This is a genomic window from Streptomyces sp. NPDC101225 (assembly GCF_044767585.1).
GTDB lineage: Bacteria > Actinomycetota > Actinomycetes > Streptomycetales > Streptomycetaceae > Streptomyces.
The window spans coordinates 382,591-396,809 of record NZ_JBIWOE010000005.1 but is presented as its reverse complement, the minus strand read 5'-3'; the positions used below and the strand labels follow the sequence as shown (position 1 = coordinate 396,809).

General features: G+C 72.1%; 16 protein-coding genes. 7 read left to right on the top strand and 9 right to left on the bottom strand.

Features of this window, described 5'->3' with window-relative positions; translation table 11 throughout:
- Positions 1 to 174: 174 nt before the first annotated feature.
- From ACIRPX_RS10565 to ACIRPX_RS10550, 4 genes are all read left to right on the top strand, one after another.
- Entirely contained in the window at positions 175 to 930 is a 756-nt protein-coding gene (locus ACIRPX_RS10565) for a (Fe-S)-binding protein (RefSeq protein WP_404191188.1), read from the top strand.
- On the top strand, positions 927 to 2,405 hold the full coding sequence (locus tag ACIRPX_RS10560) for a LutB/LldF family L-lactate oxidation iron-sulfur protein (protein WP_404191185.1): 1,479 nt from the start codon (positions 927 to 929) through the stop codon (positions 2,403 to 2,405). Before ACIRPX_RS10565 ends, ACIRPX_RS10560 begins: the two co-directional genes overlap by 4 nt.
- Entirely contained in the window at positions 2,402 to 3,085 is a 684-nt protein-coding gene (locus ACIRPX_RS10555; protein WP_404191182.1) for a lactate utilization protein C, read from the top strand. The genes ACIRPX_RS10560 and ACIRPX_RS10555 overlap by 4 nt, the downstream gene beginning before the upstream one ends.
- A 168-nt stretch (positions 3,086 to 3,253) precedes the next feature.
- Positions 3,254 to 4,408 (top strand): betaine/proline/choline family ABC transporter ATP-binding protein, encoded by a 1,155-nt coding sequence (locus tag ACIRPX_RS10550; protein ID WP_404191180.1) that lies wholly within the window; start codon positions 3,254 to 3,256, stop codon positions 4,406 to 4,408.
- A gap of 91 nt (positions 4,409 to 4,499) precedes the next feature.
- Here the strand turns inward: ACIRPX_RS10550 and ACIRPX_RS10545 are convergent, their stop codons facing one another.
- The 6 genes from ACIRPX_RS10545 to ACIRPX_RS10520 form a co-directional block, all read right to left on the bottom strand.
- Positions 4,500 to 5,408: a hypothetical protein gene (locus ACIRPX_RS10545; protein WP_404191177.1), complete on the bottom strand. Its 909-nt coding sequence runs from the start codon at positions 5,406 to 5,408 to the stop codon at positions 4,500 to 4,502.
- 159 nt (positions 5,409 to 5,567) lie between these two features.
- The gene (locus ACIRPX_RS10540) at positions 5,568 to 6,146 is read right to left on the bottom strand and encodes a hypothetical protein (protein ID WP_404191174.1); all 579 of its coding nucleotides are present in this window, start codon (positions 6,144 to 6,146) and stop codon (positions 5,568 to 5,570) included.
- A gap of 59 nt (positions 6,147 to 6,205) precedes the next feature.
- On the bottom strand, positions 6,206 to 7,210 hold the full coding sequence (locus ACIRPX_RS10535; protein ID WP_404191172.1) for an ABC transporter substrate-binding protein: 1,005 nt from the start codon (positions 7,208 to 7,210) through the stop codon (positions 6,206 to 6,208).
- Positions 7,207 to 7,878: an ABC transporter permease gene (locus ACIRPX_RS10530; protein WP_404191169.1), complete on the bottom strand. Its 672-nt coding sequence runs from the start codon at positions 7,876 to 7,878 to the stop codon at positions 7,207 to 7,209. Before ACIRPX_RS10530 ends, ACIRPX_RS10535 begins: the two co-directional genes overlap by 4 nt.
- On the bottom strand, positions 7,875 to 8,555 hold the full coding sequence (locus ACIRPX_RS10525) for an ABC transporter permease (RefSeq protein ID WP_404191166.1): 681 nt from the start codon (positions 8,553 to 8,555) through the stop codon (positions 7,875 to 7,877). The genes ACIRPX_RS10530 and ACIRPX_RS10525 overlap by 4 nt, the downstream gene beginning before the upstream one ends.
- 88 nt (positions 8,556 to 8,643) lie before the next feature.
- Complete coding sequence (locus ACIRPX_RS10520; protein WP_404191164.1) at positions 8,644 to 9,216, bottom strand: TetR/AcrR family transcriptional regulator; 573 nt, start codon at positions 9,214 to 9,216, stop codon at positions 8,644 to 8,646.
- Between the two features lie 141 nt (positions 9,217 to 9,357).
- Here ACIRPX_RS10520 and ACIRPX_RS10515 point away from each other — a divergent pair, with 141 nt between their 5' ends.
- Positions 9,358 to 10,215 (top strand): AAA family ATPase, encoded by an 858-nt coding sequence (locus tag ACIRPX_RS10515; protein WP_404191245.1) that lies wholly within the window; start codon positions 9,358 to 9,360, stop codon positions 10,213 to 10,215.
- A 59-nt stretch (positions 10,216 to 10,274) separates the two neighbouring features.
- Entirely contained in the window at positions 10,275 to 11,567 is a 1,293-nt protein-coding gene (locus ACIRPX_RS10510) for a VWA domain-containing protein (RefSeq protein ID WP_404191242.1), read from the top strand.
- Positions 11,568 to 11,585: 18 nt separating this feature from the next.
- Here ACIRPX_RS10510 and ACIRPX_RS10505 read toward each other — a convergent pair whose 3' ends face one another.
- Positions 11,586 to 11,942, bottom strand: coding sequence for a cupin domain-containing protein (locus ACIRPX_RS10505; protein ID WP_404191161.1), 357 nt, complete (start codon positions 11,940 to 11,942; stop codon positions 11,586 to 11,588).
- A gap of 171 nt (positions 11,943 to 12,113) precedes the next feature.
- Here ACIRPX_RS10505 and ACIRPX_RS10500 point away from each other — a divergent pair, with 171 nt between their 5' ends.
- A complete protein-coding gene (locus ACIRPX_RS10500) occupies positions 12,114 to 12,509 on the top strand; it encodes a nuclear transport factor 2 family protein (protein WP_404191158.1) in 396 nt (131 codons plus the stop codon).
- On the opposite strand, the gene ACIRPX_RS10495 is transcribed toward ACIRPX_RS10500, so the two are convergent.
- Positions 12,504 to 13,487, bottom strand: coding sequence for a threo-3-hydroxy-L-aspartate ammonia-lyase (locus ACIRPX_RS10495; protein WP_404191154.1), 984 nt, complete (start codon positions 13,485 to 13,487; stop codon positions 12,504 to 12,506). The genes ACIRPX_RS10500 and ACIRPX_RS10495 overlap by 6 nt on opposite strands.
- Positions 13,484 to 14,173, bottom strand: a complete 690-nt coding sequence (locus ACIRPX_RS10490; RefSeq protein ID WP_404191152.1) for a transcriptional regulator — start codon at positions 14,171 to 14,173, stop codon at positions 13,484 to 13,486. The genes ACIRPX_RS10495 and ACIRPX_RS10490 overlap by 4 nt, the downstream gene beginning before the upstream one ends.
- Positions 14,174 to 14,219 lie beyond the last annotated feature (46 nt).

The following is a 14,219-nucleotide window of genomic DNA, read 5'->3' as shown; positions in this document are numbered from 1 at the left end:
GGACGGCGCCTGCTCACCCATACCCAGCCGCTCACCCGCTACGAACCGCGCGGCGACACCACCCACTGGCGCACGGCACAGAACCGGCTCACCCGCAGGTGAGCAGGGACTCCCCCACACCCCCGTGCCCGGACTACCCTGCACTCATCCGATGATCGACAACGAGGAGCCGCGATGCGTGTCGCCCTGTTCCTGACCTGCGTCAACGACACGCTCTATCCGGACACCGGGCGCGCCGTGGTGAAACTGCTGACCAGACTAGGTGTCGAGGTCGACTTCCCGATGGCCCAGACATGCTGCGGGCAGGCGCACTACAACACCGGCTACCGCCATGAGGCCGAGCCGCTTGCCCGGCATTTCTCCGACGTCTTCGGGGAGTACGAGGCGATCGTCACGCCGTCCGGGTCGTGCGGGGCGATGGTGCGGGAGCTGTATCCGCGGATGGGTGCGCGAGCCCGGGCCGAGGGGCGCGGGGACACGCTCGCGGCCACACTGGAGCGGGTGGTGCCGAAGACCTACGAGCTCACGGAGTTCCTGGTGGACGCCCTGGGGGTGACCGACGTCGGTGCCTGCTACCCGCACCGGGTGACCTATCACCCGACCTGCCACGGGCTGCGGAGCCTGGGCCTCGGCGACCGGCCCCGCCGCCTCCTGGAGGCCGTGAAGGGACTGGAGCTGGTCGAGTTGCCGGGCGCGGAGGAGTGCTGCGGCTTCGGCGGCACCTTCGCCGTGAAGAACGCCGACGTCTCGGCGGCGATGGGCGCGGACAAGGTGCGCAACGCCGAGTCGACCGGCGCGCAGGTGCTGTGCGCGGCCGACAACTCCTGTCTGATGCACATCGGCGGCACGATGACACGGCTGGACAGCGGTATGCGCCCGGTGCACATCGCGGAGATCCTGGCGAGCACGGAGGAGGAGCCGGCGCTATGAGCGGGACGTTCGTGGGAATGCCAACCTTTCCGGTGGCCGCGCACGAGGCGGTGCGCGACGAGACGCTGCGCGGCAATCTGCGGCATGCGACGCACACGATCCGCGCCAAGCGGGCCAGGGCCGTGGCGGAGGTGTCCGACTGGGCGGCCCTGCGGGAGGCCGGCAAGCGGATCAAGGACCATACGCTGCGCCATCTCGACCGGTATCTGGAGCAGTTGGAGGATTCGGTCACGGCGGCCGGCGGCACGGTGCACTGGGCCACCGACGCCGACGAGGCCAACCGCATCGTCACCGGGCTCGTCCGCGCGACGGGCGAGTCGGAGGTCGTCAAGGTCAAGTCGATGGCCACGCAGGAGATCGGCCTCAACGAGGCGCTGGAGGCCGCGGGCATCCACGCCTACGAGACCGATCTCGCCGAGCTGATCGTGCAGTTGGGCAGGGACCGGCCCTCGCACATCCTGGTGCCCGCCATCCACCGCAACCGGGGCGAGATCCGCGACATCTTCCGCACCGAGATGAGCGAGTGGGGGCGCCCGGCCCCCGAGGGCCTGACCGACACCCCGGCGGAGCTCGCTGAGGCCGCGCGCCTGCACCTGCGGGAGAAGTTCCTGCGCGCCAAGGTCGGCGTCTCCGGCGCCAACTTCATGGTCGCCGACACCGGCACCCTGGTGGTCGTGGAGTCCGAGGGCAACGGCCGCATGTGCCTGACCCTGCCCGAGACGCTGATCTCCGTGGTCGGCATCGAGAAGATCGTGCCCACCTGGCAGGACCTGGAAGTCTTCCTGCAGACCCTCCCGCGCTCGTCCACGGCCGAGCGCATGAACCCCTACACCTCGACCTGGACCGGCACCACGGACGAGGACGGTCCGCGGAACTTCCATCTGGTGCTGCTGGACAACGGCCGCACCGACACCCTCGCCGACGAGGTCGGCCGCCAGGCCCTGCGCTGCATCCGCTGCTCCGCCTGCCTGAACGTCTGCCCGGTCTACGAGCGGGCCGGCGGCCACGCCTACGGCTCGGTCTACCCGGGCCCGATCGGAGCCATCCTCAGCCCCCAGCTCCGCGGCACGCAGAGCGAGATCGACGCCTCGCTGCCGTACGCCTCCTCGCTGTGCGGGGCCTGCTACGAGGTCTGCCCGGTCGCCATCGACATCCCCGAGGTCCTCGTCCATCTGCGCGAGCGGGTCGTCGAGGGCGGGCCGGTGATCCGCGAGGGCAACAAGGTGATCCTGCGGCCGGCGAAGGGGCATGCCGCCGAACGGGCCGCGATGCGGGCGGCCCGCTGGGCCTTCAGCCACCCCGGCGCGCTGCGCACCGGCCAGCGCCTGGCCTCCCGCACCCGCCGCCTGCACCCCCGCACCCTGCCCGGCCCCGGCAGGGCATGGAGCGCCGACCGGGACCTGCCACAGGTTCCCAGGGAGCCCTTCCGTGACTGGTGGCAGCGCACGCACGGTGGAAGGGACGAGACCAAGTGAGCAGCAGGGAACGGATCCTGGGCCGGGTGCGGCGCGCGCTCGCCGACGTGCCGAAGGACGACCGGCCGTACGAGCAGGCGGTGGTGCGTGACTATCTGCGCGAACACGGCGACCGCGATGTCGCGCAGAGCGTCGATCTGCTCGCCGAGAACCTGGCCGACTACCGGGCCGTGGTGCACCGCTGCGAGGCGCCCGAACTGCCGTCGGTGATCGGCCGGTTGCTGGCCGAGCGCGGTGCGAGGACCGTCGTGGTGCCGCCGGGCCTGGACGAGGCATGGCTCGGCGCGACGGACGCCGAACGCATCCCGGACCGTGCCGGGAGCACGCCGTACGAGCTGGACCGCGTCGACAGTGTGGTCACCGGCTGCGCGGTGGCGATCGCCGAGACCGGCACGATCGTCCTGGACGGCGGCCCCGACCAGGGCCGCCGCCGCATCACCCTTGTCCCGGACCACCACATCTGCGTCGTCCGGGTCCCGGAGCAGGTCGTCTCCGCCGTGCCCCAGGCGCTCGAACGCCTCGACGCGGCCCGCCCGTTGACGTGGATCTCGGGCCCCTCGGCGACCAGCGACATCGAGCTGGACCGGGTCGAGGGGGTGCACGGTCCGCGCACCCTGGAGGTGGTGCTGGTGTCCTGGACGGGGAGCCAGTCCCCGAAGACGGCGCCCTGGCCCGCGTAGCCGTCGCCGGTGCGCCGGTGGATCCAGTCCATGTACGCCGTCATCGGGACAGTGAGCCGTCGCAGCCACAGCACTCATCGAAACCGTTCAAAGCCGGAATGGACCTCTCACCCACCGGTGGGACGCCGTCGGCGCGCCGGGCGGCGGGCGCGCGGCTAGCGTGAGGGCATGATCCGGTTCGAGCAGGTCACCAAGCGGTACCCGGACGGTACGACGGCCGTGGACGACCTGAGCTTCGAGGTGTCCGAGGGCGAGCTCGTCACGCTCGTCGGGCCCTCCGGCTGCGGCAAGACGACCACGATGATGATGGTCAACCGGCTCATCGAGCCGACCTCCGGGCGGATCCTCGTGGGCGGCGAGGACATCGCCGGCGCCGACCCCGTGCGGCTGCGGCGGCGGATCGGATACGTCATCCAGCAGGTCGGGCTCTTCCCGCACCGCACGATCCTCGACAACACGGCGACGGTGCCGGCCCTGATCGGCTGGAAGCGGGCGAAGGCCCGGGCCCGCGCCGCCGAACTGCTCGATCTGGTGGGCCTGGACCCCGAGCGGTACGGGCCGCGCTATCCCGACCAGCTCTCCGGCGGCCAGCGGCAGCGCGTCGGGGTGGCGCGGGCGCTGGCCGCCGATCCGCCGGTGCTGCTGATGGACGAGCCCTTCGGGGCCGTCGACCCCGTCGTCCGCGAGCAGTTGCAGGACGAGTTCCTGCGCATGCAGGCCGCCGTGCGCAAGACGGTGCTGCTGGTCACGCACGACATCGAGGAGGCGGTACGGCTGGGCGACCGGATCGCCGTCTACGGGCAGGGGCGCATCGAGCAGTTCGACACGCCCGGAGCGGTGCTCGGCACCCCGGCGACGCCGTACGTCGCCGAGTTCGTGGGCGCCGACCGCGGGCTGAAGCGGCTGTCGGTCACCGAGACCGAGGCGGACGACCTGGAACAGCCTCCCATCGCCCGGCTCGACGAGCCGGCCGCGGGCGCGGCGGAACGGCTGCGGGCGGAGGGCGCTCGCTGGGCGGTCGTCCTCGACACGCGGGGCGACCTGCACGGCTGGGTCGGCATCGACGACCTCGACACGTCCGGTGCGGTCGGCGACCGGGCCCGCCGGATGCAGGCGTGGGTGCCGGTGGGCGCGCCCCTGAAGCAGGCGTTCGGCGTGATGCTCCAGCACGACGCCGGGTGGGTCGCCGTGCTGGACGGTTCACGCTTCCTGGGGGTGCTGACGCCGGCGAGACTGCACGAGGCGCTGCGTCGGTCGGTGGACGCGGACGCGCGGGGCGTGGCACGCGGGCAGGTGGAGTTCGACTCGGTGGCGGACGCGTGACGTCTCGCGCGCGGCCGAGTGCTGTGGCCGGGGACGTCTGCCGGGACGCTCGCGGCGTCCGGTGCGGTGCATCGCACGGTGGAGCAGCTGGTCAGTTCGAGTTCTGCTCCGCCGTCGCTGCCTGGCGCCGCCGTGAACCGGCCTTGCCGCCCTGGCGGTTGAGCATCCCGAACGCCCAGCGTTCGTTGAAGCCCGCCAGGAAGCCGACCGCGCACCAGAAGCCCCAGAAGGCGGTGCCCTTCGCCGCCGCGTCCACGCCGGCCGTGCAGAGCTCACCGGTGGTGGACGGCATGCTGATCGCGGTGACCCAGCCGGTGCTGAGCAGGAAGTACACCGCGAGGGCGAGGATCCAGCCGACGAAGACGCGGTAGACACCCTCGTGCCGCAGGCTGCGCGAGACCTGGGCGGGCGCGATGGCCACCTTGCGCGAGCAGCCCTTGCGGCGCAGCGGCTCCTCGCTGCCGCGCACCCGGAGCAGGACGCTGAGCACCGCCCCGAACGCGCCGACCCCGCCGCACACGAACGCGCCGAGCAGGCTCCAGCGGTCGCTGCAGTTGAGCGTGGTGCCGGTCATGCCGAGCAGTTGGACGCCGGCCAGCAGAGGCACACCGAGCAGCAGCACGCTCAGGAACGCGCCCAGGGTGAGGCCGAAGTTGAGGCCGCGCACCACGGCCACCGCCTCGTCCTGGCACAGCCGCGCCCAGACGCCGTCGATCTCCTGCGCCAGGTAGTCGGCGAGGTCCGCGTCGCCCGGGCTGTCGTAGAGCCGTGGATCGCGCAGCACGGTCCGCAGCAGACAGTCCAGCGTGATCTGCAGGGACTCCCTGGTCCTGGCCTCGAAGGCGCGCTGTGCCGCCCCGTAGAGGTACTGCAGCTCCAGCTGCTGCTTCGGATAGACCTTGCGGAACTGCGCCAGATCCTGGGCCAGTTCAGGATCGATGCCGTCCGCCGGCGAGCGGGGACGCAGCTCCGTGGGCGCCCCTTCGACCGCTTCGCGCACTCTCTCCCACCGTGTCCGGTGTTCTCCCCCGTTGTCCGTCATGAAAGACGTGTACCGGTACCGCGCCTTCCCGGGAAGCCGTCCCACCGCACCAGTACGGTCACCACTGTCACGGAGCCGTGACGTCCTGTCAGCGGCGGGCCGTGCGGCAGACGTCACTCAGCAGTACGTCATGGGGCAGCCGCGGCGCAGCGCGTGCTCGGCGGCGCGCAGGTACACGGCGACGTAGAACGCGGTGTCCAGGTCCTCGCTCCACGGTCCGGGCCGGTCGGCCGCCAGTGCCTCCGCCTCCCCTTCGAGGAACCACAGGGTCAGGCCGAGGTTCCCGGGCTCCTCCGGCACCTCGGCGGGCAGCTCGATCGCGGCGGCCAGCCGCCGGGCGAGGGCGAGCACCTGCGGCGCACCGGCGATCACCGTCTCGTCCGTGTAGGCCGAGCCGATCGGCAGGCGTATCCCCTCGTCGAGCGAGACCGGCACCAGCACCGACCACTCGCCCAGCGTCTCCTGCTCCCCCGGCGTCAGATGCGCCCGGCACAGCGCGGCGAACCCGTCCATCGAAGGGACCAGCTTCTCCTCGAACCAGGTGGCCGGCTCCTCCTTCGCCGAGGACGCGTACGGCGGCAGCCCGCGGCGCCGCAGCTCGGCGTCGAGCCCCGCGGCGATCGCCCCCTTGCCGCCCTCCTCCTCGTCCTCGTCCGACCATTCCCGCGCACCCACACTCACCAGATAGACACCCATGCCCGCAAGGTACAAGCCGCCACCGACAACGCACGGCGCCTCCGTGGGAGGACCCGCGTCTACCGGAGAAGCCCCTTGTCCCGGAGGTAGCCGCGCGCCACGTCCTTCGCCAACCGCCGCCAGCTGTCGACCTGTTCGTTCATGGCGGCGAGGTCGGCGGTGGTCAGGACGGTGTTGAGCCTGCCGAGTGCGTCGGTGACGCCCTGGCCGCCCGCGCGGGAGCGGTTGACGACCGGGACGATGTGGTCGGCGTTCTGCAGGTGCCGGTCGTCGGCGAGGAGGACGAGACCGAAGCCGGAGAGGGTGGCGTCGGTCGTGGTGGTGAGGACCATCTGGTCCTGGCCGTTCTGCACGGCCCGCTTGGCCTGCGTGGTGCCGACGCCCTTGGGGTCGACGGCGGCGATGTCGATGCCGTAGGTCTTCTTCAGCCCGGGTGCGCAGTAGGGCCGCTGCACGCACTCGTCGCCCGCCGCGAGCCGCACCCTCAGCCCCGAGGCACCGAGGTCGCCGAGGGTCTTCAGACCGTGTTCCCGGGCGTAGGACCTGCTGACCGCGAAGGCGTTCTGGTCGACGGCCCTGCCGGCGTCGAGGACGGTGAGGCCGCGTGGCGCGGCGAGCTTGCGCAGGGCCGCCGTGGTGGCGTTCAGGTCCGGCGAGCCGACCGGTGCCGCGTCGGCACCGTTGGTCTTGGCGTTGAGCCAGTCGGCGAAGGTGGCCGCGTACTCGGGGACGACGTCGATCTGGCCCGACTCCAGCGCCGGTTCGTACAGTTCCCGGTTGGCGACGGTGAGCAGCGACGTCTTGTAGCCGGCCCGGTCCAGGAGCAGGGCGTACATCTGGGCGAGCAGATCGCTCTCGGTGAAGCCGGCCGAGCCGATGGTCAGGTGGTGGCTGTCGCCCGGTGGGGCGGTCACGTCCGACCGGGTCTCCAGGGAAGGGCCGGTGGTGCAGCCCGTGAGCAACAGCACCGTGGTCAGGGCCAGGGCGTGTTTCGGCAGGAGCGTCGTCCGCCCGCAGGGCGGGCCCGGCAGCACCTTCGCCACGCGCCCTGGCCGCCGTCTCATCGCGTGCCCCTGGCCCAGTGGGGCCCCAGCCGCTGAGCCGTCTCGAAGATCCCCTCCACCACCAGCGCGAAGGCGGCGACGAGGATCGCTCCGGCCACCACCTGCGGGGTGCTGGCCAGATTGAAGCCCGCCGTGATGATCCGGCCGAGCCCTCCTCCGCCCGCCAGCGCGGCGATGGTCGCGGTCGCCACGAGCTGTACGGCGGCGATCCGCACCCCGTTGAGGATCATCGGGGCCGCGAGCGGCAGTTCGACCTGGAACAGCGTCTGCCGGCCCGTCATCCCCATGCCGCGCGCGGCCCGGACGACGCTGCGGTCGACCTCGCGCATGCCGACGTAGGCGTTGGTGAGCAGGGGCGGTACGGCGAACAGGACCAGGGCGACCACGGTGGGGCCCTCGCCCCATCCGCCGACGGGGGTCAGCAGGAGCAGCACGAGGACGGCGAAGGTGGGGATCGCGCGGCCGACATTGGAGATGTTGACCGCGAGGGCCCCGCCCTTGCCGAGGTGACCGAGGACGAGCGCGACCGGAAGGGCGACCAGGCAGCTGACGACGAGGCAGACGACGGTCAGCACGAGGTGCTGCACGAGCCGGTGGCCGATGCCGTCGGCGCCCGGCCAGTGCGCGGGGTCGGTGAGCCAGTGCCAGGCGCCCGTCAGGGTCGTCATGAGCGGGCCGCCCTGGTCCACGGGGTGATCAGGCGCTGGACGGCGAGGAGCAGCAGGTCGGCCACGACGGCGATGGCCACGCACAGCACGGACGCGGTGAGCACCTGTGCCTTGAAGTAGGTGTTCATACCGGAGTAGATGAGGTTGCCCAGTCCGCCGAAGCCCACGATCGCGCCGACCGTCACCAGGGAGACCGCGGAGACGGTGGCGACGCGCAGACCGGCCATCGCGGCGGGCACGGCGAGCGGCAGTTCGACGGTCAGCAGCAGGCGGATGGGGCCGTAGCCCATGCCGCGTGCGGCCTGGCGGGTCTCCTCGGGCACCGCCCGCAGCCCGGCCAGGATGTTCCGTACGAGCAGGGTCAGCGAGTAGAGCACGAGCCCGGCGACGACCAGGCTCGCCGAGAGGCCGTAGAGCGGCAGGAGCAGGGAGAACATCGCCAGGGACGGAATCGTGTAGAGGATCGTCGTGACGGCGAGGACGGGGCCCGACGACCAGCGCCAGCGGCGTGCGAGCACGGCCAGCGGGACGGCCAGGACGAGGCCGAGGAGCACCGAGATCGCGGTGAGCTGGAGATGCTGCAGGACCGCGTCGAGCAGGATCTGGCGGCGGGTGGTCAGATACGCACCGCAGATCCACTCGTTGCGCGCGAGGCAGTCGTCCGGGGGCCCGGTCACGGCTCCATTGCACCGGTGCGCGGCGGGATCGGCCCGTTGTGATGACCCGTACGGGCGCTGCGGCCGCTCGGGGGCGCCGCCCTCTTCGTCAGGCCATGCCCGCCGCGTCCAGCAGTGTCGCCACCGTCGCCGTCGTCAGCCCGTCCAGCGTCTCGATACGGGCGCCGGCGCGGGCGCTCGCGCCGTCGAAGACGAGCATCAGCTGGCGGGCCAGGAGCTCGGGGTCCCGGGCGCCGCCCTCCTGCGCCCGGCCCCGGAACGCCTCCTGCAGCCGCTCCTTCGCCGTGCGGGCCACGACGCTCGCCGGGTGGGCGGGGTCCTTCAGCTCGACCAGCGCGGCCAGGAAGGGGCAGCCCCGGTAGTCGGGTTCGGCCGAGAGCTTCTCCGCCTGCTCGAAGACGTAGAGGATGCGTTCGCGTGGCGTGAGGGCGTCCTCGCCCTCGCCGGGCGCGAGCTGCGCCGCGTATCCGGGGGCGCGGCGTTCCAGACTCGCCGCGAGGACCTCGTCCTTGCTCGCGAAGAGCTGGTACATCGACCGCTTGGAGACACCGGCCGTCCTGCACAGCGCCTCGACGCCGATGGAGACACCGTCGTGGTAGAAGAGCTCGGCCGCCGCGTCCAGCAGCCGTTCCCTCGTGGACACCTTGTCTGTCGTGGTCATACGGCGAGGTTACCTCCGCCGCGCACACCGGGGAAACCGATCGGTCTCCTGCCGGCCGGGGAGCCGGGATCGCGTGACAGATCGAGTGAACAAGCGCTTAGATAGTGGCTTCCGACCCGAGCCGAGCTGGAGGCCCCGTTGCTGTTCACATCCGTCGACGACGTCTCCGCGCGCCTGGCCGCCACCGGATACCTCGCCTCGCCCGCGGTCGCCACGACCGTCTTCCTCGCCGACCGTCTGGGCAAGCCGCTGCTGGTCGAGGGTCCCGCCGGGGTCGGCAAGACCGAGCTCGCCAAGGCCGTGGCCGCCGTAGCCCAGGCGCGGCTGGTCCGGCTGCAGTGCTACGAGGGCGTCGACGAGTCCCGGGCGCTGTACGAGTGGAACCACGCCAAGCAGCTCCTGCGCATCAGCGCGGGCCGCGACGAGACGTGGGACGAGACCCGCACGGACATCTTCAGCGAGGAGTTCCTGCTCACCCGCCCCCTGCTCACCGCGATCCGCGGCGACGACGCCAAGGTGCTGCTGATCGACGAGACCGACAAGGCGGACGTCGAGGTGGAGGGCCTGCTCCTGGAGGTGCTGAGCGACTTCCAGGTCACCGTCCCGGAACTGGGCACGATCACCGCGACCCGCCGCCCCTTCGTCGTCCTCACCTCGAACGCCAGCCGTGAGCTGTCCGAGGCGCTGCGCCGCCGCTGCCTGTTCCTGCACATCGGCTTCCCGGACGAGGAGTTGGAGCGCCGCATCGTGGGGCTGAAGGTGCCCGGTCTGGACGAGGCGCTGGCCTCCTCCGTCGTCCGCGTGGTCGGAGCCCTGCGCGCCATGGACCTGCGCAAGGTGCCCTCGGTCGCCGAGACCATCGACTGGGCGCACACCCTGCTCGCGCTCGGCGCCGAGACCCTGGACGAGACCGTCGTGCGCGACAGCCTGGGCGTCCTGCTCAAGCACCAGGACGACGTGCTCAAGGCGGCGGCCAAGCTCGACCTGGACGCCGTGTGACCGCCCCCGGAGTGGCCGAGCGCCTGACCTCTCTGGTCGGGGCGCTGCGGGCGCACGGTATGCGGATCGGCACCGGCGAGACCGTGGACGCCGCGCAGGCGGTGGCCGCGCTGGGCCTGGCCGACCGCGAGGCGCTCCGCGAGGGACTGGCCGCGACACTGCTGCACGGCACGGTCCAGCGGCAGGTGTTCGACCCGGTCTTCGACCTCTACTTCCCCCGTGGCATCGGCGCTCCCGGGGGCGAGGCCGCGGACCGGGACGATCTGCGCGACCGGCTCGCGCGGGCGCTGGCGGCGGGCGACGAGGCACTGACAGCGCGGCTGGCGGCGGAGGCGGTGGACGGCTTCGGCGGATACGGCTCCTCCCCCGGTTCGGACGGCTGGTCCTCGCAGCAGACCCTCGACCGGCTCCGCCCGCAGACGCTGTTCGCCCGTGTCCGCGACACCCTCCGGGCGCAGGACGGGACGTCGGGGTTCACCGACCGGCTGCTGGAGGACGAGGTCCGGCGGCGGATCGAGGCGTTCCGGCGGCAGGTGGCCGTCGAGGCGCGGCGCCGGGTCGCCGAGCGCCGCGACCGCGACGAGCTCGCCCGGCGGGCGGTGGCGACCACCCCGGACCGGGTCGACTTCCTCTACGCCGGAAAGCTTCAACTGGCCGAGCTGCGGCGGACGGTGCAGCCGCTGGCCCGTAAGCTCGCCACCCGCCTCGCGGCCCGCCGGCGCCGCGCCGCCCGCGGCACCGTCGACCTGCGCCGCACCCTGCGCGGATCGCTGTCCACGGGCGGGGTGCCGATGAAGCCGGTGCTGCGCAGGCGTCGTCCCGTGCGGCCCGAACTGGTGCTGCTGTGCGATGTGTCGGGCTCGGTGTCCGGCTTCTCGGACTTCACGATGCTGCTGGTGCAGGCGCTGCACGACCAGTTCAGCAAGGTGCGGGTGTTCGCCTTCGTCAACCGGCTCGACGAGGTGACCCCGCTTCTGGAGCACGGCGCGGCCGACCCGCAGGGACTGGGCGCCCGCATCCGGGCGGAGGCCACGCTCACGGGCTGGCACGGCAGCAGCGACTACGGCGTCGCGCTGGGCGAGTTCGCCGAGCGCTACGGCGACGCGGTCGGCCCGCGCACCACGGTGTTCGTGCTCGGCGACGCGCGGACGAACATGAGCGACCCGAATCTGGCGGCGGTGCGGCACACCGCCGAACGGGCCCGCCGTGTCTACTGGTTGAACCCCGAGCCGCGTGCCCAGTGGGGCACAGGCGACTCCGCGGCACCCGAGTACGCCGAGCTGGTGGAGATGCATGAATGCCGTAACGCCCGCCAGCTCGGCGCGCTGATCACCCGTCTGCTGCCCGTGTGACGCGGCTGCCTCCCCGGCTCATGTCTTGGCGTAGTCCGTCGCCATGCCGCCGGCGAAGTCGTACACGACGCACGGTTCGTCCCCGACGACCCAGGCGTCGTGTCCGGGCGTGATCACGAAGACGTCGCCCGGTCCGACCTCGCGCTCGCCGCCCTCGTCCATGCGGATCTGCATGCGCCCCGATACGCAGTACCCGTTGTGATGGACCTGGCAGCTCGGTGTCCCGGCGATGGGTGACACGGACTCCGACCAGCGCCAGCCCGGCTCGAACGTGCCCACGGCGAAGTCGAGTCCGCTCAGGTGGACCGCTTCGAGGTGACCGCGCGGGAAGTCGCGCCGCTCGTCCGGCTTGTCGACAGCCTTGACCTCAATCATGACGGCTCCCTCCAGTGCGAGCCCCGTCCACCACACCATCGTCCGCCCGTCCAGCCCACGCCGCCATTCGGATGAAGCGGGCTTTCCCGCAGGAGCGGACAACAGGGTTGAACCGGCGCAGAATGGTGCGTGAGCCGCAGTCGCCGAAACACCAGAAAGGTGGCGATCATCGTGGCCGAACACCCTCACGCACTCCTCATCCGCAAGGGCTACGAAGCCTTCTCACGCGGTGACATGGACACCCTGCGCTCCATGATGGCGAGCGACGCCTCGCACCATGTGCCCGGCAGCCATCCGCTGTCCGGCGACTTCAAGGGGATCGACACGGTCCTCGGCTACTACGGACAGCTCATGGAGGAGACGGGCGGCACCTTCAGGGTCGAGCTGCGCTCCGTCCTGGTGGACGGCCGTGGACACGCGGTCGCCCTGCACCACGCCACCGCCCGGCGCGGCGACAAGAGCCTGGACGAGGACGGAGGGATCATCTTCCGGATCGTCGGGGACAAGATCACCGATCTCGACGAATGCGTCGCGGACATCGACGTGGACGACGCGTTCTGGTCATGACTGCCCCGCCCGGCCGCACAGCCGGGCGAACCGGTCCGCGTCCACATTGCCGCCGGAGACGATGACGCCGATCCGCGGCGGCAGCGTGTCCACCCGCCCGGCGAGCAGCGCGGACAGCGGGGTCGCCCCGCTCGGCTCGACGACGATCTTCAGGCGCTCGAACGCGAAGCGCATCGCGTCGCGGATCTCGTCGTCGGAGACGAGCGCGATCCCGTCGACGAGCCTGCGGTTGACGGAGAAGGTCAGCTCGCCGGGCGTCTCGGCCGCCTGCCCGTCGGCGATGGTGCGCGGCACGGGGATGGTGACGCGCCGCCCCGCCTCCAGGGACCGCCTGGTGTCGTCCCCGGCCTCCGGCTCGACGCCGAGCACCCGGATCCCCGGATGCAGCCCCTTGGCCGCCGTGGCGGAGCCCGCGATCAGGCCGCCACCGCCGACGGGTACGACCAGGGCATCCAACTCCCCCGTCTCCTCGAGGAGTTCGAGCGCCGCGGTGCCCTGCCCGGCCAGCACATGCGGGTGCTCGTACGGCGGGATGAGGGCGAGCCCGCGCTCGGCGGCGAGGGCTTCGCCGACCGCGACGCGGTCCTCGGTGTAGCGGTCGTAGGTGACGACCTCGGCGCCGTAGCCGAGGGTGGCCTCGCGCTTGGAGCGCGGGGTGTCCTCGGGCATGACGATGACGGCGGTGGTGCCGAGTTCGCGGGCGGCCAGGGCGACGGCCTGGGCGTGGTTGCCGGAGGAGTAGGCGGCGATGCCGCGCGCCAGCTGCTCCGGGGTGAGCCGGGAGGCCGCGTTGTAGGCGCCGCGGAACTTGAAGGCGCCCACCCGCTGGAAGTTCTCGCACTTCAGGTAGACCTCGGCACCGACGAGGGCGTCGAGGGTCCGCGAGTGCAGCACCGGGGTGCGGTGTGCGATGCCCTTGATCCTGGCGGCGGCGTCGCGGACGGAGTCGAGGGTGACCGGTGCGGCGGTGATCGTCACGCGTGTCCTCCGGTGGTGGTCGGGGCGGTGGCGGCGCGGGCCTGGGAGAGATAGCTGTAGGCGGAGGCGCGGGAGATGCCGAGCCGGGCGGCGACCTGCTCGACCGCGCGGCGCACGGCGAACACGCCGTGTTCGTCGAGGCTGCGGAAGAGTCCGAGGCGCTCGGTGCGGCCGAGTCCGGCCCAGCTGTGGACCTGCCCGAGCCGGTGGGCGTCGAGAATGGCGTCGACGACGGAGTCGATGTCGTTGCCGAAGGCGGTGACCGGCGGCTCGGCGGACGCGGACGAGGGGCCGGCCAGCGCGCCGAGCAGGGCCTGGGCCTCGTGCACCGCGCTGATGTCGACGTTGACGCACAGGGCGCCGAACACCGCCCCCGCAGAGTCGCGCAGCACCATCGTGGACGACTTGACCAGCTGTCCGGCCCCGGTGCGGGTGACGTAGTTCAGGTCGTCGTCGGCCGCGTCGCCACGGGCCAGGATGCGCATGCCGATCGCGCTCATCGCCCCGCCCACGGAGCGCCCCGTCACCGAACCGGCCACGGCCACGACCGACTTCTCCGGCTGCCGGTAGTCGTGCAGGACGACCTCGCACAGCGGCCCGAACGTCGCCACGATCCCGTCGACGACGGGGCGCAGCGCGGCGAGGATCGCATCGCGCTCGGTGTCCGGGGAGTGCTCGGCAGCCATACCCTGTAGACTACAGGTCCAATCACTGGACAGAAAGTCCAGCGAC